Origin of the sequence: Bradyrhizobium cosmicum (assembly GCF_032290525.1) — a bacterium.
GTDB lineage: Bacteria > Pseudomonadota > Alphaproteobacteria > Rhizobiales > Xanthobacteraceae > Bradyrhizobium > Bradyrhizobium cosmicum_A.
Genome location: NZ_JASXTA010000003.1, coordinates 456,668 through 476,898, shown reverse-complemented (window position 1 = coordinate 476,898; position 20,231 = coordinate 456,668). Strand labels below are relative to the sequence as shown.

The window sequence follows — 20,231 nt, the reverse complement described above, 5'->3', positions numbered from 1 at the left end:
GCCCGGTCAAGCCGGGCGATGACAGCGGAGGTTTTGGCGATAACGGAGCCTCACGCAAAATACCTCTGCAAAATCCCGCGATACACCCTCGTCAGCTTCTCCAGATCCTCCACCGGCACACGCTCGTCCACCTGGTGCATGGTCTGGCCGACCAGGCCGAACTCGATCACCGGGCAATAGCTCGAGATGAATCGCGCATCCGAAGTGCCGCCTGAGGTCGACAGCTCCGGCTTCCTCCCCGTCACCTCCTCGATCGCCGAGACCGCGAGATCGGTGAACGGGCCGGGCTTGGTCACGAACACGTTGGAGTTCGAGGGATCCCAGACGATGCGGGCGCGGATGCGGTTGCCGCAGGCTTTTGCGAGGCGCGTCTCGACCAGCTCGCGCAGGCTCGCTTGCGTGTGATTGTCGTTGTAGCGGATATTGAACTTGGCGCGAGCCTCGCCGGGAATGACGTTGCTGGCCTTGTTGCCGACGTCCACCGAGGTAAATTCGAGGTTGGAGGCCTGGAATTGCGCGCTGCCGTGATCGAGCGGCTCGTCGGACATCGCCACGATCAGCCGCGAAATGTCAGGCACCGGATTGGCGGCACGATGCGGATAGGCGACGTGGCCCTGCACGCCGTCGACATACAGCGTGCCGGATTGCGAGCCGCGGCGGCCGACCTTGATGGTGTCGCCGAGCGTCTCGACATTGGAGGGCTCGCCCAGCACGCAATGGTCGAATTTTTCGCCGCGCTCGGCCGCCCATTTGAGCAGCTTGATGGTGCCGTTGATGGAGACGTCTTCCTCGTCGCCGGTGATCAGGAACGAGACCGAGCCCTTGCCGTCCGCGCGCGGCTTGCCGCCATTGGCAGCGAGATGCTCCAGCACCGCGGCAACCGAGCAGGCGATGCCGCCCTTCATGTCGACCGCGCCGCGGCCGTGCAGAAAACCGTCCTTCACCTCGCCGGAGAACGCACCGACGCTCCAGGCGCTCTCGTCGCCCGGCGGCACCACGTCGGTATGGCCGGCAAAGGTGATGTGCGGCCCCTCAGCGCCGATCCGCGCATAGAAATTGTCGACGTCGGCGGTGCCAGGCTCCGAGAACGTCACACGGTGGCATATGAAGCCGGCTTCAGTGAGAGCCCTTTCGAGCACTCCCAGCGCGCCGGCATCGGCCGGGGTCACCGAGGGGCAGCGGATCAGATCGCGGGCAATGGAGAGAGCATCGGTCATGCGTCTCGCTTAACATGCATGCCGCCGGGCGGGCTAGCACTGGGCGGGACAAATTCGATCTCGCGGCTCTGGTCCCAGCCTTTCGCAGCGGACGGGGTCGAGGCGTCCTCGATCTCGGCGAGCGGATCGGGACCAAATCGGTTGTGGCCTGACGTGCCGGGCACGCAGAACATGTCCACGACCCCCCACAACCACAGGATCGAAGCGGCAAGGCCGAACGGAAGCGTCCAATGCGAGTCGGGCAGCAGGTCCGAGAACTGACTGAACACGCCCGGCACGACGAAGAACGCAACGATCCACCAGCCGCTCCTGTCGCGATCGTGCAGCCGCTTGATCGCGGTTGCCAGGAAAATCCAGGAGAACAGCGCCAGGCCGAACGCCTTCAGGATCAGATCCGTGCGATCAAAAGATGCCAGCGAGCGATAGGCCCGGGGATCGACCAGCTTGAAGAGGTCGTCGAGGCCGAAGTCGAAATCGAGCGTAAGGGTGGAGGTGAACATTCTCTGGCCGTTGAGGACGTGGATTGCCTGACCGATCAGCCCGAGCAAGCCCGCCAGCAATGCGACGATCAGCAACGCCTGCCACAGCAGGGCGCGGTTGATGCGGCCGTCGAAGCGGAGGAGATACCAGGTCCAGTCCATCCGAAAGGCTCCGGGCGGGAGGAGCCGCCCGGAAATTGGTCGCTTGAACTGAAGGCGGGGTTCGAGCCCTGTCAGACCCGTCATCCTGAGGCGCTCGCGCAGCGAGCCTCGAAGGATGAACGGTCGGGATGTAGCCGGGCCGTCGCCCTTCGAGGGCCGCTGAAGGAGCGGCCACCTCAGGGTGACGGTGGTGGATCATGGTTCGCGGCTCAGATCAATCCCGCAGCAGTTCGTTGATGCTGGTCTTCGAGCGCGTGCGCTCGTCGACGCGCTTGACGATCACGGCGCAGGCGGTGCTCGGGCCGATCTGGCCGTTCTTCATGGGCTTGCCGGGCAGCGCGCCGGGAACGACGACCGAATATTCCGGCACTTCACCGATGAAGATTTCGCCGGTCTCGCGGTCGACGATCTTGGTCGAGGCGCCCAGGAACACGCCCATCGACAGCACCGCGCCCTTGCGCACGATCACGCCTTCGGCGACTTCGGAGCGCGCGCCGATGAAGCAATCGTCCTCGATGATGACGGGCTCGGCCTGCAGCGGCTCGAGCACGCCGCCGATGCCGACACCGCCGGAGATGTGCACGCGCTTGCCGATCTGCGCGCAGGAGCCGACCGTCGACCAGGTGTCGATCATGGTGCTCTCATCGACATAGGCGCCGAGATTGACGAAGGACGGCATCAGCACGACGTTGCGGGCAATGAAGGCGGAGCGGCGCACGATGGAGCCGGGGACCGCGCGGAAACCGGCATCACGAAAGCGGTTCTCGCCCCAGCCATCGAACTTCGAGGGCACCTTGTCCCACCACGTCGCCTTGCCGGGGCCGCCGGGAATGGCGCCCATGTCGTTGAGGCGGAAGGAGAGCAGCACGGCCTTCTTCAGCCATTGATTGACCTTCCACTTGCCGCTGGCCTCGCGCTCGGCGACGCGCGCCTCGCCCTTGTCCAGAATCTCCAGCGCCTGGTCCACGGCCTCGCGCACCTCGCCCCTGGTCGAGGTCGAGATGCCGTCACGCGCGTCGAAGGCGCTGTTGATGGTGGATTCCAGGGCTTGGAGCGACATCGGGATTTCCTCTTCAGAACGGGAATTTTGATGGATTGGGCGCTTTTTCGGGATTTGGACGGGCGGAGTCAAGGTATACTCCGCCCTCGTCCCGGTCTGCGCTTACGCTTGTCCGGGACAGCGGCTATTTGGGGTGGGACAGCTTGTCCAAGAACCCCGCCAGATCATCCGTGACGTGGTCGACATGGGCGGCGTCCCGGCCCTCCAATTCCCAGTCCTCGCGCACCACCTCTTTCGTCCCGTCCGGCACCACCAGCACGGTGGTCATGCCGAGCGCGTGCGGGACGGTGAGGTTGCGGGCGAGGTCCTCGAACATCGCCGCGCGTGCCGGGTCGACCGCATGGTCGTCGAGAAATTTCCGGTAGGTCTGCGGCGCCGGCTTCGGCTCGAAGCCGGCCGCGATGATGTCGAACACGCCGTCGAAATGCGAAGCAAAGCCGAGCCGCGCCAGCACGGCATCGACATGGCTGACCGAGCCGTTGGTCAGAATCAGCTTTCGCCCCGGCAGCTTTGCGATCGCTGCACCGAGCGCCGGGTTCGGCTCCAGCGGCGAGTGATCGATCTTGTGCACATAGGCGAGATAGTCGTCGGCCCGCACGCCGTGAAGGGTCATCATGCCGCGCATGGTGGTGCCGAAGCGCTGGTAATAGTCCTTCTGGATTTTTCGCGCTTCCAGCGGGGCCACGTTCAGCCAGTTGCAGACGAACTCCCCGATCCGGGCATCGACCTGCTGCCACAGATTGACGTGATGCGGATAGAGCGTGTTGTCGAGGTCGAACACCCAGGTGTCGACATGGGCAAAGGCGCGGGGTGGGTTCATGCCAACTCTCGATCCGTTACACGGGAGCGTCGCTCACTCTCCGCTGTCGTCCCGGACAAGCGAAGCGCGGATCCGGGACCCATAACCACGGGGCGTGGTTTGACGAAGACTCGGAGTTCGCAGCTTGCGCCGCAACAACTCCCCGTGGTTATGGGTCCCCGCGTGCGCGGGGACGACAGTTGAGTTTGTCGCAACAGCATCACAACACCCATCACGGCATCGCAAAGCGCAGCGTCTTGCCGCCGCCCGACATGTCCACCGCGCCAAAACCCGTCGCCGCGAAGCCGCGGGCGGCGCAATCGGTCTGCTCGTTGGTCTCGAACTTGGTCTCGCGGGTGCAGAGCTGTTTGTCGCCGCCCCAGTTCAGCGGCTTGTCCCTCAGCTTGATCGCGCGATTGTCGGCGTCGATGGCTTCCGCGAAGCTGAAGACCTGCCTGGGCTGGCCGGTTACATCGGGATGCAGGCAGGTCCTTGGATCGATGCGATACCAGCCGCGGCTCGTCACCGACTTGCCGTCGTCGGTGGCGACTGCCGCCATCACCTTGTGCGGCGTGTCGTTGCACCAGGTCAGGCCGCTCGCGGACGGGGTCTGCGTCGCATCGACCATGGTCTTGAAGAAATTCGGCGACGACACGGCGTCGGACGGCAGCCCGCGGCTCTTCAGGAACGCCGCCAGCGCGCCTTGCGTCTTCGGTCCGTCGACGCCGTCGATCGCGCCGACGTCATAGCCGATGATCACCAGCAGCCGCTGGATGGCGGCGAGCCGTGCCTGCTCGTCGTCATACTCGGAATCCTCCGCAAGATAAGCCGTGAGGTTGCCGTCGTCGCCCCGCGTCGGCGTGATCTGGGTGAAGGGGACTTGCGTCTGGCCGCTGCGGCATTGCCGTGCGGCGGCGATGACGAAATTGTCCTGCGCCACGCACAGCATGTCGCTGCCGTTCTGCGGGATCGGCGAGGCGCCATAGACGCCGAGCGCGCGGGCATTGAGCAGGATGCGGTCGGCGGTCAGCGTGCCCTGCACCACCACGCGGCAGCTGGCGGGATCGATCCTGAACCAACCCCGCGTCGCGGTCGCCGCCTTGTCGTCGATGCCGATCGCGGCTTCCACGACATAGGACATGCGATTGCAGATCTTGAGGTCGGCAAAGGCCGGCGCGGAGGAGAACAGGAACGAGACCGCCGCGGCGGGGAGCGTCATCAGGAAGCGCGACAGGAAGGAGCGGCGAGGCCGCCGCTCTCTCGCTTCGTCATGGCCGGGCTTGACCCGGCCATCCACGTGCAGCAGCGAGCGCGGAAAGTCGTGGATGCCCGGGACAAGCCCGGGCATGACGACTTTTTTCCGCTGCGACCGCTCGTCTCTCACTTGTGGATCAGCGTTCCCGTGCCCTGGTTGGTGAACAGCTCGAGCAGCACCGCGTGCTGCATCTTGCCGTCGATGATCACGACACCTTCGACGCCCTGCTCGAGCGCGTAGATGCAGGTCTCGACCTTCGGGATCATGCCGCCGGAAATGGTGCCGTCGGCGATCAGCTTTCGTGCATCTTTCACCGAGAGCTGCGGGATCAGCTTCTTCGACTTGTCGAGCACGCCCGGCACGTCGGTGAGCAGCAAGAGGCGCTTGGCCTTGAGCGCGCCCGCGACGGCACCGGCAAAAGTGTCGGCGTTGACGTTCAGCGTCTGGCCCTCTTTCGAGGTCGCAAGCGGCGCCAGCACCGGAATCAACTCGTAGCCGATCAGCTGGTTGAGCAGCGTGAGGTCGACCTTCTCGGGGTCGCCGACGAAGCCGAGATCGACCGCCTTCTCGATGTGCGAGTCCGGATCGATGATGGTACGCGTCGTCTTCGACGCCTTCACCATGTTGGCGTCCTTGCCCGACAATCCCACGGCCTTGCCACCGGCTTCGTTGATGTAGCCGACGATCTGCTTGTTGACGGAGCCGGCCAGCACCATCTCGACGATCTCGATGGTCGCGGCGTCGGTGATCCGCAGGCCGGCTGCAAACTCCGACTGGATGCCGAGGCGCTTGAGCATGGTCGCGATCTGCGGCCCGCCGCCGTGCACGACGACAGGATTGATCGCGGTCTGCTCGAGCAGCACGATGTCGCGGGCGAAGTTCTTCGCGGTCTCCTCGTCGCCCATGGCATGGCCGCCATATTTGATGACGATGGTTTCCTCGTCATACTGCTGCATGTGCGGCAGCGCTTCGGACAGGATGCGGGCCTGGTCGAGCGGGGAGATGTCGGTCATGAGGCGGATCTCGCTGGCGGGACTAACGCGGCCTGCGTTCTATCCGATTGGCGGGCGCGGCGCAAAGCGTGACTGGCATGCCGCTCTCGTGTCCCGGACGCGGTGCGGCGCGTAGTGCCGCGCCGCTGAGCCGGGACCCAGAAAGCGGCATGGGCCCCGGCTCAGCAGCGCACCGCTGAAGCGCTGCGCTGCGTCCGGGGCACGAGACTTATTTCTTCGCCGCCACCGCCGCCAGCGTCACCGCCAGCCAGCTCGCAATCATCACCGTTCCGCCGGTCGGCGCCGCATAGGGAAACAGCGAATGGCCGGCATATTGCCGCAAGGTGAGATCGCCCGCGAACAATGCTGCGCCGATCACGAAACCGAACGCCGCAACGAGGCCAATTCCGCCATGCAGAAGTCCGCGCGCGTGCAAGGCGACCGCGGCAAGCGCAAGTATGGCAGTTGCATGAAACAGCAGCATGGCGCTGGCGGAGGCAAGCCGGCCGGCATCCGCACCGTGGGCAGAGGCAGCAGCCAGCGCAACGCCGGCGGCGCCCATCAAGCCGGCAAGCCCAAGCAGCAGGCGGAACGCGGTCATTACTTGGTCCGCTCTTCCAGCAGCTTCGCCATCGCGGCGCGCAAGCTCTCCATGCCGGTCGAGCTGCGCGACGAGGTCGCGAGCACATTCGGGAACGCGGCCGGATGCTTGGCCAGCGCGGCCTCGGTCTCGGCGACGCGCGACTGCAGCTCTGCGGCCTTCACCTGGTCGGTCTTGGTCAGTACGATCTGATAGCTGACGGCGGAGCGGTCGAGCGTCTTCAGGACCTCGAGATCGACGTCCTTCAGTCCGTGCCGCGCGTCGATCAGCACGTAGACGCGCGCGAGGGAGGCGCGTCCCAGCAGGAATGTGTGGATCAGCTCGGTCCAGGACGCGACCTGGCTCTTCGGCGCCTTGGCATAGCCATAGCCGGGCATGTCGACGAGGCGCAGGTCAGACTTGCCGGGGACCTCGAAGAAGATCAGCTCCTGGGTGCGGCCCGGCGTGTGCGAGGTGCGCGCGAGCGCGTTGCGCCCCGTGAGCGCGTTGATCAGGCTGGACTTGCCGACATTGGAGCGCCCGGCAAAGGCGATCTCCAGCCCCGCCATCGGCGGCAGTGCTTGAATCGAAGGCGAGGCCCAGATGAACTGCCAGTCGCGCGCGAACAGCTTTCGCCCGGCCTCGATCAGCTTCGCATCTTCGTCGTTGGTCATGCGAAGGCTCTATCCTTTCGTCATGGCCGGGCTTGTCCCGGCCATCCACGTCTTGCCGCGGAGCGCGCTTCCAAAACGTGGATGCCCGGGACAAGCCCGGGCATGACGACTTGGAAGCATCGTGCCCGCATTACATCGGCGGGCACCTTGCCCGGAGAGCTACGTCGCCTTCTTCGCGAACGTCGCCTTGAGATTGTCGAACAGCTCCACTTTCACGCCGTTGCGGCGCATGATGAAGCTCTGCTGGAGCACCGAGAGCAGATTGTTCCAGGCCCAGTAGATCACGAGGCCCGCCGGGAAGCCCGCCAGCATGAACGTGAAGATCAGCGGCATCCAGTTGAAGATCATCTGCTGGGTCGGATCCGGCGGCGTCGGGTTCAGCTTCATCTGGAACCACATCGTGATGCCCATGATGATCGGCCAGATGCCGAGCGCGAGGTAGTGGCCGAAGACGGGAATCGTGGTCGGGTCGAACGGGATCAGGCCGAACAGGTTGAACAGGTTGGTCGGATCCGGCGCCGAGAGGTCCTTGATCCAGCCGTAGAACGGCGCGTGCCGCATCTCGATGGTGACGAACAGCACCTTGTAGAGCGAGAAGAACACGGGAATCTGGATCACCACGGGAAGACAGCCGGCGACCGGATTGATCTTCTCCTTGCGGTAGATCTCCATCATCTCCTGTTGCTGCTTCACCTTGTCGTCGGGATAGCGCTCCTTCAGCGCCATAAGCTGCGGCTGGATCGACTTCATCTTCGCCATCGAGGCGTAGGACTTGTTCGCCAGCGGGAAGAACAACAGCTTCACGATCACGGTCACGAGCAGGATCGAGACGCCGAAATTGCCGAAGAAGCGGTAGAAGAAGTCGAGGCCGAGGAACATCGGCTTGGTGATGAAGTGGAACCAGCCCCAGTCGATCAACAGATCGAAATGGTTGAGGCCGAGCTCCTTGTTGTAGCCGCCGAGGCCGGCGAGCGGGAAGTTGATGCCGACGACGCCGGCTTCCTTGGCACCGGCGAACAGACGCGCATTCGCGGTGGCAGTGCCGCCGATCGCGACGGTGACCGGGTCGAGCAAATAATCGGTCTGGTAGGTGTGGACGTTGCCGACGGGGTTCGACGAGAAACGCGCCTGAAGCTGGGCGTCGGTGTCGGGCAGCAGCGCCGAGGCCCAGTACTTGTCGGTCATGCCGAGCCAGCCATTGGTGGCCTTGAAGTTGACCGTCTTGGCTTCGTCGATCTGCTTGTAGGCGTATTCCTGCAGCTTGTGGTCGCCGAGATAGCCGATCAGGCCTTCATGCAGAATGTAGTAGCCGGAGACCTGGGGCGCGCCGTGGCGCGAGATCAGCGCGAACGGATAGAGCGTGACCGGCGCGTTGCCGACATTGCTTACCTCGTCCTTGACGGTGAAGAGATAATGGTCGTCGACCGCAATGGTGCGGCGGAAGGTGAGGCCCTCGCCATTGTCCCATTTCAACACCACCGGCGTGGCAGGCGTCAGGCTGCCGCTGCCGTCCTGCTGCCAGACGGTCTGCGCGCCCGGCATCTTCGCCGTCACGCCTGTCGCCGCCACCCAGCCGAACTCGGCGTAATAGGGCTCCGCGGTGCCCGAGGGCGAGTAGAGGTAGATCGGCGGCGACTTCGGATCGACCGTTTCGCGGTATTGCACCAGCGCGAGGTCGTCGATGCGGCCGCCCTTCAGCGAGATGCTGCCGGCAAGCCGCGGTGTCTCGATCTTCACGCGCGGGCTGGCTGCAATCGCGGTGTCGCGGGCGACGACCGGCTGGGCCTGGTTCGCGGCCGGCGTCGAGGGCTGAGCGGCACCGCCCGCTTGCGGCGCGGCGCCCGGCGTCGCGGACGCCGACGGCTGCGGCGTGGTCTTCTGGAGCTCGGCCGTCTGCTGCTGGGCGCGCTGCTTCTCCATCGCCGGCACGTTGTAGAAATACTGCCAGGCGATCAGGACCAGACCCGACAGGATGACGGCGAGGATGGTATTGCGGTTGTCGGTCATCATTCTCTCGTCATCAATCCGGTTTGCGGCTTGTCGCGGGGCCTGGCCTCTGGCCACGACCCTTGGCCATATGCCGCGCGGGCCGTGTAAACGCTATGCGCAGATCGTCGAGCATGGTGGCGAAGTCGCGCGAAAGCGCGTCCCTTCGGCCGACCAGCACATAATCATGATGGGGCTGCATCGACACCGGATCGAGCCGCTTCACCAGTTCGCGAAGCCGGCGCCGGATGCGATTGCGCTCGGGGGCGTTGCCGTTCTTTTTTGTAACGGTGAAGCCGATCCGGATCGGACCGCTGTCGTCGCGGCCAAGGCTTTTTCGGTCAAGGCTTTGCAGGACGAACGCGGGACTATTCACCCGCGCGCCATTGGCAACGGCGAGGAAATCCGCCCGCTGCCTCAGCCGATCCATGATGAAATCCCAAAAGGGGGTCCGGCTCAGGCGCTCAGACGCTTGCGGCCGCGGGCGCGGCGGGCTGCGAGAACCTTGCGGCCGCCCGCAGTGGCGAGACGGGCACGGAAGCCGTGACGGCGCTTGCGCACCAGTTTGCTGGGTTGATAAGTCCGCTTCACGGGTTTTTCTCCGCTGACCGGGCAATTTGCCTGTAGAATTGATGATAAAGTCCGGAAGATGCGGCCCAAAACGGGCCCTTTTCGGCCCCAAGAGAGCCGCTCCCGGCGTCACACCGGGTCATCGCGGACAATTTGGCCGGCTTATAAGCGAGCGCCTTGTTTTCGTCAACGCCGCATGAGCGCGCGATTCCGGTGAATATCGCTGTTTGTGCGGGGTTTTTAACCCTTGAGGTAGCGACTTGCGATATCTGCGCTTACATCCGGGCTGCGAAGATTAGCGATCCGTAATTTGACCGGCCCCCGGACGGGTCGCATCCTCCGTGAGCCAGGCCAATAGGGGCGAATTTCGTGGCAGCGACAGACCTCCAGCCGATCCAGGATGCGGATCAGCCGGGCCGGCCAGTGATGTGGCCTCGCGGAACGCGCGGGCTCGGGCTCTCCGGCAAGCTGCTGCTGCTCACCGTCCCCCTGGTGATGATCGCCGCCGTTCTGCTCTACGTGCCTGCCATCGCCAACTTCTGGGTCAACCGGCTCAACGACCGCGTCGCGGCGGCCAACACGGCGGCGCTGGTGCTGGATGCCGCACCGCTCGGCATGGTCCCCGATTCGCTGTCGCGTGAGATCCTGAAAAGCATCAATGCCCGCGCCGTCGCCATCAAGATGGGCCAGCAGCGCCGGCTGCTCGCCAGCGACAACCTGCCCACAGCCATCGAGCATGACATTGATCTGCGCGACATGACGGTGTGGGAGGCGATCACCGGCTCGTTCCAGATGATGCTGGAGACCGGCAACCAGGCCATCCGCATCGTCGGCCCCGGCGTCGGCAATGCCCAGTTCGTCGAGATCGTCACCGACGAATTGCCGCTGCGGCAGTCGATGTACCGCTTCTCCCGCAACGTCGTGGTGGTGGCGCTGATCATCGCGGTTTTGACCGCGGGTCTGGTCTACCTCGCGCTCCATTATCTGTTCGTGCGTCCGATGCGGCGGCTCACCGCGAGCCTGGTCGGCTTCCACGAAAACCCTGAAAGCGCGGCCCGAATCATCGTGCCGAGCCAGCGCAGCGACGAGATCGGGGTCGCCGAGCGCGAATTGTCGGACATGCAGCGCGACCTGATGTCGATGCTGAATCAGAAGAGCCGGCTCGCCGCGCTCGGGCTCGCCGTCTCCAAGATCAACCACGATTTGCGCAATCTGCTCGCCTCGGCGCAGCTCCTGTCCGACCAGCTCGCCAGCGTGCCCGATCCGCGGGTGCAGCGCTTCGCGCCAAAGCTGGTGCGCTCGCTCGAGCGCGCCATCGCCTTCTGCCAGTCGACGCTGTCCTATGGCCGGGCCCAGGAGGCGGCGCCCGACCGCCGCATGATCCTGATCGAGCCGGTCGTGCTGGAGGTGCGCGAGACCGCAGGGCTCGCCTCGGACGCCTCGATCGCCTGGGTCGCCGCGATCGAGCGCGGGCTCGCGGTCGATGCCGATCCCGACCAGCTCTTCCGGGTGCTGCTCAACCTCGTCCGCAACGCCGCCCAGGCGCTGGAAAGCCATGCCTCCGCCGAGGGCGGCGCGCAGCAGATCCGCATCACCGGAAAACGCGAAGGCGCCGTCGCCATCATCGAGGTCTCGGACACCGGGCCCGGCGTCCCCCAGAAGACCCGGGACCATCTGTTCGAGGCATTCCAGACCTCCGGTCGCCCCGGCGGCAGCGGCCTCGGCCTCGCCATTGCCGCCGAGCTCGTGCGCGCCCATGGCGGCGACATCCATCTGGTCGAGGGCACCATCGGCGCCACGTTCCGGATCGTCATCCCCGACCGCCCCGTGGAACTGCTCTCGATCCGCAACGAGCGGGCAAGGGCGTAGTCGGCCGGCGGCCGAGCGAGACTTGGCGCGACTTCCGCCACTTCCGTCATTCCGGGCTCGCCGCTTCGCGTCGCCCCGGAATGACGGCCAGAGGGACAAATACGCGAAAATCTCTCCAATCCGGACCTTGCCAACCGGGACAAGAGCGGTTAGTCAAAGCGCTCTTTCGCACCCCTCCGGCGCTGTCCGGAGGCTGCCTGCGGGCTTTGGCTCGCACTGTTCGCGAAACACGCGCCCGTAGCTCAGCTGGATAGAGCATCAGACTACGAATCTGAGGGTCGGACGTTCGAATCGTTCCGGGCGCGCCATTTTCGATACAAAAACTGGACGAGCAACGTTTGCACGGCCTCGAACTCGGCCACGTCGATGATCGGCGGCGCGGCCATTTCGACCACCACTGCCTCCGGTTTGCATTCGTGCGTTTTCCAATACTTGGTTGAAGCGGTGACCGCCCCGTACGTCGTTCGGGTGAGTACCTTGTGAACGGCATCGCCCCCCAAGCGCCTGCCGTTGCGCGTTCGGACGCCCGCTACGTTGAGGGCTTGGCAATCAACTTGACGCCGATCGGTCCTGATGAGCCGTTTTCCCCGCGCGTCGGCTGAAGATCAGCCGTACAGTTTCGGCCTGGATTGGATCGATCTCCAGCGTCTCCTTTCGTGCGGTGGCCGCGTTGCTCGGTGGCTTCCACGATGCGATAGCCGACCGGCGGCAGCGCGCCGTTCCAGATGCCCGTTAGCTTTCCGGTACGCCGGCCCTGCGCAGACCGGTTAGCAGGCGTTCGAGACATCGTTCGTCGAAGACCACGTAGTCACGCCGCGCCTGAGCAATGGAAAATCGAGGGTGGTGCTTCTCCAGCTCGACGCGCGCCTGCTCGGCGTTCGCGCGATCGCCGAGATGCCCTAGCGACGACGCAATCAGCATCCGTGGCACCCAAGTGTCAAAAGTCTGGATAGACTGACGGGCGATCTCGATGGCTTTGGCGTACTCACCGAGGTAGAAATGCCCGACTGCAAGAACGTTGAGATATTGCCGCGCGCTTGGCGCGAAGGGGCTCAGACGGATCGCCTGTTCGGCCTCCGCGATGCCCTCAAGACATCGGCCGGACTGAATCAGCAGCCGACCCAGGATCGCATGGGCATGGGCAAAGCTTGGACTAAGCGCGATCGACCGTTTCACCGCTTCGATCGCAGAATCCGGCTGACGCATGAAGGTCAGCGCCCAGGCGAGCGCAAGATGTGACAGGGGGTCGCGATCATCGAGCGTTGCGGCGCGGCGTGCCCGGTCGAAAATATCCCTTGGATCGTGAACAGCAAAGCAAAAGAAGAGGTCCTGTGCCTGACTCCAGGCGATCGCCGCGTGGGCTGGTGCGAAGTTGGGGTCGAGGCTCAACGATCTTTCGAGCAACTGGCGGGCTTCGAGGTTGCCCTCCCGGGTGCGCTTCGCGATCAGCGCCATTCCACGATGGAAGAGTTCCCAGGCACCAAGATTCTCCGGTGGCGTTGCCTTGGTCCGCTCATACTCGGCGCGGCTGAGCTCGGGCTCGATCTGCCCGGCGATCCCCAAGGCGATCTCATCCTGGACAGCGAATATATCGTTCAGCTTGCGGTCGAAGCGCTCCGTCCAGATATGGTTTCCACTGAGGCCGTCGAGGAGCTGAGCCGAAACTCTGACGCGCCCTTCGGCGTTGCGCACGCTACCTTCCACCACATAGCGCACACCGAGCGTCGCGGCAATCTCACGCAAATCTAGCGGCGCTTGCTTGTATCGCTGTGTCGCGTTGCGCGCGATCACGAAGAACTGACGGATGCGGCTGAGCGCCGCCGTGATGTCCTCGGTGATTCCGTCGGCGAAGAAATCCTGGTCGGGATCGTTCGACATGTTAACGAAAGGCAGGACCGCAATCGAGGGCCGGTCCGGCGGCGCGAGGCCGCCGATCGGCGTCTCCCGCGCCAAGTCCGATGACGCAACGCTGTTCAATTCCCCCTTTATCTCGCCGACGAACCGCACACCCTTGCGCGGGACCGTCCGGATCAGGCGTTGTTGATCGCCATCGTCGCCGATTGCGCGGCGTGCCGCATTGATGCGGCTGATGAGGGTCGATTCGGATACGATCCGTCCGTTCCAGACCGCGAGGAGGAGGTCATCCTTGCTGACGACGCGACTGCGGTTCTCAATCAGATAGACCAACAGATCGAAGACCTGAGGCTGCACCGGCACCGGAGCCAGTCCACGGCGGAGCTCCCGACGCTCCGTGTCCAGGACGCACTGATCGAAGTGAAGGCGCATGCCGCCGCTCTCTGCCGCTCCAATTGGTATGTCAATGGAATGAGCATGAAAAATCAATAGCGTCTCCATGCGGAGTGCTGTCGGCTTGGCTAGGCTGGCTCTCACGCGAATACGCAAAGGTGCAGTCATGAACCAGCAGGTCCAGCCGAACATTACGACGCCCGCCTCCACGCCGACGCCGGAGGCTATCATGCAGCTTGGTTTTGCATTTTGGGGTTCGAAAACGCTTTTGAGCGCGATAGAGCTCGGACTGTTCACAGTGCTGGCCGACGGGCCGATGAGCGCCGAGGCGTTGACCACGCAGCTCAAGCTGCATCCGCGCAGCGTCCGCGATTTCCTCGATGCACTGGTCGCGCTCGGCCAACTCGAGCGCCACGACGCGCTCTATTCCAATACGCCGGCGGGCGCGCTGTTTCTCGATCGCCGCAAGCCGACCTATGTGGGCGGCATACTCGAAATGGCAAATGCGCGGCTCTATCCATTCTGGGGCTCGCTAACCCAGGGGCTGCGGACCGGCGAGCCGCAGAACGAGGCCAAGCAGGGCCGGGACCTATTCGATGAGATTTACCGGAGCCCGGCAATCCTCGCCGACTTCCTTAAGGCGATGACGGGACTGAGCCTTGGCGCCGCACACGCGATCGTGGACAAATTCCCCTGGGCCGACCACAAGACTTTCGCCGATATCGGTACCGCCCAAGGCGCCCTTGCGGTCGAACTCACCCGCGCGCACACCCATCTCGAGGGCATCGGATTCGATCTTTCAGTGGTGAAGCCGCATTTCGAGGCCTACGCGGTGCAGCATGGCCTCTCGTCGCGGCTCTCGTTCCAAGCAGGTGACTTCTTCGCCGACCCGATGCCCACGGCCGACGTGCTGATCATGGGGCACATCCTGCATGACTGGAGCCTCGAGAAAAAGCGAATGCTGATCCGAAGCGCCTACCAGGCGCTTCCTTATGGTGGCGCGCTCATCGTCTACGATCCGATCATCGATGACGAGCGCAGGAAGAATGCGTTCGGGCTCCTGATGAGCCTGAACATGCTGATCGAAACCCGCGAAGGCTTCGATTTCACAGGAGCCGATTGCATCGGTTGGCTCAAGGAGGCGGGCTTTGTCGAAACGCGCGTCGAGCCGCTGGTTGGCCCAGATTCGATGGTGATTGGCATCAAGTGAGACGCGACCGAGCTTTTCTCCGGCCTCGGCTTATCACGCCATTTCCGGGACTGATCTAAAAGGTCGCTATCGACGGGCCACTGGAAATCGGGAAGACTGCGGCCCATGAGGCGTAGCGAAAGATCGCGGGTTACTCCGCCGGAGCGCGTAATCGGCTATGGCATCATAGTGCCACGGCGCAGCAATAGTGGCCATCTTCATCGCCCGCGGCGCGCCATTTCGGCGGTAAGTTGCCGGATGCGTATTATCGACCGTCTGCCCTCCTGCTTCGTTCTGTTCCTGGCAATTGCAGCCGGCCCGGTGCTTCCCGCGCGCGCGGCCGAAACCTGCCCGTTCATCAGCGCCAGGGAACTCGCCGGCGCGATGCCGGCGCTCAAATGGTCACTGATTTCAAATCAGGATGGCCGGGGCTGCATCTACCAGGGCGGGCGCGGCGACACGATGATGCTGACCGTGTTCCGCAATCCCGACAAGGACCGCGCCAGGGAATTGTACGCGACCTTCGTCAAGACGCTTGGCGAGCGCATGCCGCTGAACGCGGTCGCGGGGATCGGCGAGGAAGGCCAGGGCGGAACGAGCGCCGCCGGCGCGGAGCGCCAGGAGGCCTCGATCGTCACCTTGTCGGGCGATTACATTCTGCAGATCAGCGTCTATCCGACCGGCCGGCGTGCCGACGACGCGTTGCTCGGGCCGCTCACCGAAGCCGCGCGCGTTGCCATCGCCAATGTGAGCAAGAGCAGCGAACGCTTCGGCAATTGCGAGTGGCTCACTGCCGCAGATGCCGACGGTTTTCTCGACAACAGCACGCTGACGGTCCAGCGGACCGGTGCGGGCAGCTGCATGATGTTTGATCGCGAGGCCAACACCATGACCGTCGCGGTGATCGACATCTCGCGCGCCACGGTGGTCAGCATGATGAAACGCACGGGCCCGTGCCAACACGTGGCGATACCCGAGTTCGGCGGCGAAGCGTTCGGTGAGCATTCCTGCACCAAGGGCAACGGCAACGCCGTCACCATCTATGTCTGGAAGAACGGCAGGCAGGCGTCGATCCTGTTCGCGCCGGTCAAGCCGCATCCCGAATCCGGCTCTGTCGAGCGCCTGAAGGCTGTCGCCGGGCGCGTCTATGGAAAATTGTAACGGCGCCGGGTGACATAGCCGGCGTACGGGCCCCTCGCTCAGCTGGATAGAGCATCATCAGCGACGTCTCTCCCGATGCCGTTCTAGTCGATCTCCGCCTTGGTCTTCAGTCCGGGCAGCACGGTGCGGACGTGCTCGGCCAGTGTTGTCGCCAACAAAGACGGCCTGGCCTCCGAGAATTCGAGCGCGATGCCGATCGTCGGAAGCAGAGGCAATCCGGCCGACACGACGTGAAGATCGAACGGAACGGCGGTTCGCGTCAGGACGCTGATCGCGTGACCGGACCGCGCGATCGCGATCAAGCCGGCGAGACTGTTGCTTGCGTAAGCGACCCTGTAGCGTCGGTTGACCGCGTTCATCGCGGCGCAGGCTGCGCGGTAATCCAGGCTCATCGGTGCCGCCAGGGCCAGAGGCAGGACGTCTTGCGTCAGTATTTTCGGTTCCGCCTCGTTCGCCACCCAGACGAAGCGCTCCTGGCGGATCACATCGCTCGCGCCGGCATCAGACAGCGAGACCAGCGCCATGTCGATCTGGCGCCGGGCCAGCATGGGGCGCAGCTCGGAGGTCGGGGCGCAGACCATGCGCAGTTCGACATCGGGATGGAGCGCGCAGAACCCCTTCAGCAGCGCCGGCAGGAAGGCGATCGAATAGTCCTCCGGGCATCCCAGGCTCAACGCGCCCTTGAGGCCCTCACCGCTCATGTCGGCCAAAATCTCATCGTGCTGTGCCAGCAGCGTCTCAGCGTGCGCGAGCAGTTTTTCGCCGGCCGCGGTAAGCCTCATGCCGGACCCGCTGCGGTGAAACAGCGGTTGCGTGATCGTCTCTTCCAGCCGCTGGATTTGCATGCTGAGCGCGGACTGCGTCCGGCCGATCTGCAAGGCGGCCAGGCTGATGGAGCCGACACGGGCCACAATAACGAAATTCCGCAGGAGAATGAGATCCAGCATTGGTATCAGTCAGATTGATATCTACGTTGAATTATATCAATTAGCCTGAAGTCAAAGGATTGACTAGAGCTCTGACATTCCAAGCGCAGGTGGCTTGTCATGACCTTGAACGCCGATACCGATTTCTGGGCTTCCGCCAACACGCATCTGACCCGCTACGGCCCGAGTTTTGAACCCGTCATTATCGAGCGGGCGGCCGGCAGCTTCGTGTACGACGCCGATGGACGCGCCATCCTCGATTTCACCTCGGGTCAGATGAGTGCGGTGCTGGGGCACACGCACCCCGACATCGTCGCCACTGTCGCGCGGCAAATGGGTGCGGTCGCTCATCTCTTCAGCGGCATGCTCTCGCGCCCGGTGGTGAATTTGGCCGAGCGCCTCGCCGCGCTTGCTCCCGGCCTCGAGCGCGTGCAGTTGCTGACGACAGGTGCGGAAGCCAACGAAGCGGCGATCCGGATGGCGAAGCTCGTCACCGGCAGGCACGAGATCGTCGCCTTCGCGCAAAGCTGGCACGGCATGACCGGCGCCGCGGCATCTGCGACCTACAGCGCGGGCCGGCGCGGCTACGGGCCGGCCGCGGTTGGATCGTTCGTCATTCCCGCGCCGAACGCTTATCGGCCGCGTTTCAGGAGCGCCGATGGCAGCAACGACTGGCAGACCGAGTTGGACGATGCGTTCGCGTTGATCGACAGCCAGTCGACCGGCAATCTGGCGGCCTTCATCGCCGAGCCGATCCTGTCCAGCGGCGGCATTCTGGAACTGCCGCTCGGCTATCTCGCCGCGCTGAAGCGAAAATGCGAACAGCGCGGGATGCTGCTGATCCTCGACGAGGCCCAGACCGGAATTGGCCGCACCGGGCACATGTTCGCCTTCGAGCGCGACGGTGTCGTGCCGGACATTCTCACGCTGTCGAAGACGCTCGGTGCGGGCCTGCCGCTCGCCGCGGTCATGACGACAAAGGCCATCGAGCAGGCCGCGTTTGAGCGCGGCTTTCTGTTCTACACCACGCATGTCTCCGATCCGCTGCCCGCCGCGATCGGCGTGACGGTGCTCGACGTGGTCGAGCGCGACGGGCTGGTCGCGCAGGCGACCGCAAGGGGCGACAGGCTCCGGGATGGATTGCTGTCGTTGCAACAAAGGTTCGAATGCGTCGGCGACGTCAGAGGCCGCGGACTTCTGCTCGGTCTTGAAATCGTCGTCGACCGGCAGTCGAAGGCGCCGGGCTTCGAACTCGGCGCGCGGATCATGGAGGAAACCATGCGTCGTGGTCTCAGCATGAATATCGTCAAGCTGCCCAGCATGGGCGGCGTCTTCCGCATCGCGCCGCCGCTCACGGTGTCCGAGGCCGAAATCGATCGCGGTCTCGAGATCATGTCGGAGGCGATCCAGGCAGCAGCCAGCGGCCGATGATCGCCGGGAAGCCTGAACAGGTGCAACTTGCCAGGACATATGGGCGTCCGACGCTGTTCTCGCGGCACGGCATGGTCGCTGCCGCGCATCCGCTTGCGGCGCAGGCTGGTGGACGGCTCCTGATCCAGGGCGGTAATGCTTTCGATGCGGCCGTGGCCACCGCGGCCGCCCTCAATGTGGTCGAACCGTTCATGTCGGGGCTTGCCGGGTTCGGGTTGGCCACGATCTGGGTCGCAAGCGAGAAGCGCGTTCGCGTGCTCGACTTCACGCCGCCGATGCCCGCGAGCTTCCGGGTCGGCAGATACACCAGCCGCTTCGAGCTCGAGCGCGGCCCGCAGGCGGCCTCAACGCCCGGAAATCTCGCGGGCTGGTGTGAGCTGCTCTCGCGCTATGGCCGCAAATCGCTTCCCGATGTCCTGGCTCCGGCGATCACGCTGGCGCACGACGGCTTTGCCCTCTCGGACTTCGGTCGTGATGAGATCAACGAGCAAGTGCCGCTGCTCGAGCCCTGGCCGGAGCTCCACAGCGCATTGGTCAAGAACTACCTGCAGGATGGCATGCCGGTGAAGCTCGGCACCGTCGTCACTCAGCCCGAACTCGCGCGGACGCTTGCCGAGATCTCCGAATTAGGGCCGGAGCATCTATATGGCGGCGAACTCGGCCGGCGGATCAGAGACCATCTCGGCGCGCTCGGCGGCAGCCTGACGCTGGTGGATTTCGCCGCCGTGAAGCCATATTGGCTCGATCCCCTGACCGTGTCGTATCGGGGGCTCGAGCTTCACGTCCCGGCGTCGCAATGCGGCGGTTTCCAATTGGCCCTGACCCTCAAAATTCTTGAAGGTTACGACCTTGGGCGCCTGCCGAAGGACGGCGCGGATCATCTCGACACGGTCTATCGTGCGATCCGTCTTGCAGCCGGCGAGCGCATCGCACACGGTCATCTGGGGCTGGATCAAGCAGCCGACGTCTTGTCCGACACGGTGATTGCGCGGCTTCGGCAGCGCGTGAGCGACGGCCGGCCGATCACCGGCCCGACCGAGCAGTGGATGCCGCAGGATCGTGCCGATCCCGGGCACACCACCTCGTTCTCGATCGCAGACGCCGAGGGCAATCTGATCTGCATCACGCAGAGTCTCGGCAGCCCGTTCGGCAGCGGCGTCGTGGTGCCCGGGACCGGCGTTTGCCTCAACAATCACCTCCATTGGGCCGATGTGCAGCCGGGAAGCCCGAACCTGGCCAAACCGGGCGACGCATTGCCGGTGACCATGGCGCCATCGCTCGCGACGCGGAGCAACCGTCCGGTGCTCGCGCTCGGTACGCCCGGCAGCTACGGCATCCCGCAAACCCAGGCTCAGGCTTTCGTGCAGTATGTCGAGTTCGGCCTTCCGCTGCAGCAGGCTATCGAGGCGCCGCGTGCACGGCTTTGGGATGGCCGCTTCATTCAAGCAGAGAACCGCATCCCGCCGGAAACGATCGCCGACCTGAAACGCCGCGGCCACGAGATCGAAATCCTGGACACCGGGTGGACCATGCTCTGCGGCGGCATGCAGGCCCTCGCGCTTGATCCGGAAACCGGAGTGATGACGGGTGCCGCCGATCCGAGGCGGGACGGGTATGTCGTCGCCCTGTGACGG

The 20,231-nt window shown here is 64.4% G+C and carries 19 protein-coding genes and 1 tRNA gene; 6 read left to right on the top strand and 14 right to left on the bottom strand.

Annotated elements, in window-relative coordinates; all coding sequences use genetic code 11:
* Positions 1-50: 50 nt before the first annotated feature.
* The 11 genes from dapE to rpmH form a co-directional block, all read right to left on the bottom strand.
* Positions 51-1,217 (bottom strand): succinyl-diaminopimelate desuccinylase, encoded by a 1,167-nt coding sequence (gene dapE / locus QSV46_RS08390; protein WP_314949198.1) that lies wholly within the window; start codon positions 1,215-1,217, stop codon positions 51-53.
* Positions 1,214-1,858 (bottom strand): DUF805 domain-containing protein, encoded by a 645-nt coding sequence (locus QSV46_RS08385; RefSeq protein WP_314949196.1) that lies wholly within the window; start codon positions 1,856-1,858, stop codon positions 1,214-1,216. The genes dapE and QSV46_RS08385 overlap by 4 nt, the downstream gene beginning before the upstream one ends.
* A 214-nt stretch (positions 1,859-2,072) precedes the next feature.
* Complete coding sequence (dapD, locus tag QSV46_RS08380; RefSeq protein WP_314949194.1) at positions 2,073-2,918, bottom strand: 2,3,4,5-tetrahydropyridine-2,6-dicarboxylate N-succinyltransferase; 846 nt, start codon at positions 2,916-2,918, stop codon at positions 2,073-2,075.
* A 124-nt stretch (positions 2,919-3,042) separates the two neighbouring features.
* Positions 3,043-3,738, bottom strand: a complete 696-nt coding sequence (locus QSV46_RS08375; protein WP_314949192.1) for a pyrimidine 5'-nucleotidase — start codon at positions 3,736-3,738, stop codon at positions 3,043-3,045.
* Positions 3,739-3,949: 211 nt separating this feature from the next.
* Positions 3,950-4,936, bottom strand: coding sequence for a DUF1036 domain-containing protein (locus QSV46_RS08370; RefSeq protein ID WP_314949268.1), 987 nt, complete (start codon positions 4,934-4,936; stop codon positions 3,950-3,952).
* Between the two features lie 161 nt (positions 4,937-5,097).
* Positions 5,098-5,985, bottom strand: a complete 888-nt coding sequence (argB, locus tag QSV46_RS08365; RefSeq protein WP_314949190.1) for an acetylglutamate kinase — start codon at positions 5,983-5,985, stop codon at positions 5,098-5,100.
* Positions 5,986-6,193: 208 nt separating this feature from the next.
* Complete coding sequence (locus QSV46_RS08360) at positions 6,194-6,565, bottom strand: DUF423 domain-containing protein (protein WP_314949188.1); 372 nt, start codon at positions 6,563-6,565, stop codon at positions 6,194-6,196.
* Entirely contained in the window at positions 6,565-7,218 is a 654-nt protein-coding gene (gene yihA / locus QSV46_RS08355) for a ribosome biogenesis GTP-binding protein YihA/YsxC (RefSeq protein ID WP_314949186.1), read from the bottom strand. Before yihA ends, QSV46_RS08360 begins: the two co-directional genes overlap by 1 nt.
* A 159-nt stretch (positions 7,219-7,377) precedes the next feature.
* On the bottom strand, positions 7,378-9,225 hold the full coding sequence (gene yidC, locus QSV46_RS08350) for a membrane protein insertase YidC (RefSeq protein ID WP_314949184.1): 1,848 nt from the start codon (positions 9,223-9,225) through the stop codon (positions 7,378-7,380).
* A gap of 13 nt (positions 9,226-9,238) precedes the next feature.
* Positions 9,239-9,634: a ribonuclease P protein component gene (rnpA, locus tag QSV46_RS08345; RefSeq protein WP_314949182.1), complete on the bottom strand. Its 396-nt coding sequence runs from the start codon at positions 9,632-9,634 to the stop codon at positions 9,239-9,241.
* Positions 9,635-9,660: 26 nt separating this feature from the next.
* Positions 9,661-9,795, bottom strand: coding sequence for a 50S ribosomal protein L34 (gene rpmH / locus QSV46_RS08340; RefSeq protein ID WP_008542748.1), 135 nt, complete (start codon positions 9,793-9,795; stop codon positions 9,661-9,663).
* A 348-nt stretch (positions 9,796-10,143) separates the two neighbouring features.
* Between rpmH and QSV46_RS08335 the strand changes: the two genes are divergently transcribed.
* Entirely contained in the window at positions 10,144-11,643 is a 1,500-nt protein-coding gene (locus tag QSV46_RS08335; protein ID WP_409997154.1) for an ATP-binding protein, read from the top strand.
* 231 nt (positions 11,644-11,874) lie between these two features.
* Positions 11,875-11,951 (top strand) — tRNA-Arg (locus QSV46_RS08330).
* On the opposite strand, the gene QSV46_RS41390 is transcribed toward QSV46_RS08330, so the two are convergent.
* Positions 11,907-12,218 carry a recombinase family protein gene (locus tag QSV46_RS41390; RefSeq protein ID WP_409997158.1) on the bottom strand — a complete coding sequence of 104 codons (312 nt, stop codon included), beginning with the start codon at positions 12,216-12,218 and terminating at the stop codon, positions 11,907-11,909. The genes QSV46_RS08330 and QSV46_RS41390 overlap by 45 nt on opposite strands.
* 157 nt (positions 12,219-12,375) lie before the next feature.
* Positions 12,376-14,082: a winged helix-turn-helix domain-containing tetratricopeptide repeat protein gene (locus tag QSV46_RS08325; protein WP_314949070.1), complete on the bottom strand. Its 1,707-nt coding sequence runs from the start codon at positions 14,080-14,082 to the stop codon at positions 12,376-12,378.
* Here QSV46_RS08325 and QSV46_RS08320 point away from each other — a divergent pair.
* Together QSV46_RS08320 and QSV46_RS08315 are read left to right on the top strand one after the other, a co-directional pair.
* Positions 14,057-15,100 (top strand): methyltransferase, encoded by a 1,044-nt coding sequence (locus QSV46_RS08320; protein WP_314949067.1) that lies wholly within the window; start codon positions 14,057-14,059, stop codon positions 15,098-15,100. The two genes, QSV46_RS08325 and QSV46_RS08320, sit on opposite strands and share 26 nt — an antisense overlap.
* A gap of 237 nt (positions 15,101-15,337) precedes the next feature.
* Positions 15,338-16,240, top strand: a complete 903-nt coding sequence (locus QSV46_RS08315) for a hypothetical protein (protein WP_314949065.1) — start codon at positions 15,338-15,340, stop codon at positions 16,238-16,240.
* A gap of 83 nt (positions 16,241-16,323) precedes the next feature.
* On the opposite strand, the gene QSV46_RS08310 is transcribed toward QSV46_RS08315, so the two are convergent.
* Entirely contained in the window at positions 16,324-17,187 is an 864-nt protein-coding gene (locus tag QSV46_RS08310) for a LysR substrate-binding domain-containing protein (protein WP_314949060.1), read from the bottom strand.
* 99 nt (positions 17,188-17,286) lie between these two features.
* Here QSV46_RS08310 and QSV46_RS08305 point away from each other — a divergent pair, with 99 nt between their 5' ends.
* Positions 17,287-18,597 (top strand): aspartate aminotransferase family protein, encoded by a 1,311-nt coding sequence (locus QSV46_RS08305; protein WP_314949058.1) that lies wholly within the window; start codon positions 17,287-17,289, stop codon positions 18,595-18,597.
* Positions 18,594-20,228, top strand: coding sequence for a gamma-glutamyltransferase family protein (locus tag QSV46_RS08300; RefSeq protein ID WP_314949054.1), 1,635 nt, complete (start codon positions 18,594-18,596; stop codon positions 20,226-20,228). Before QSV46_RS08305 ends, QSV46_RS08300 begins: the two co-directional genes overlap by 4 nt.
* Positions 20,229-20,231: the final 3 nt, after the last annotated feature.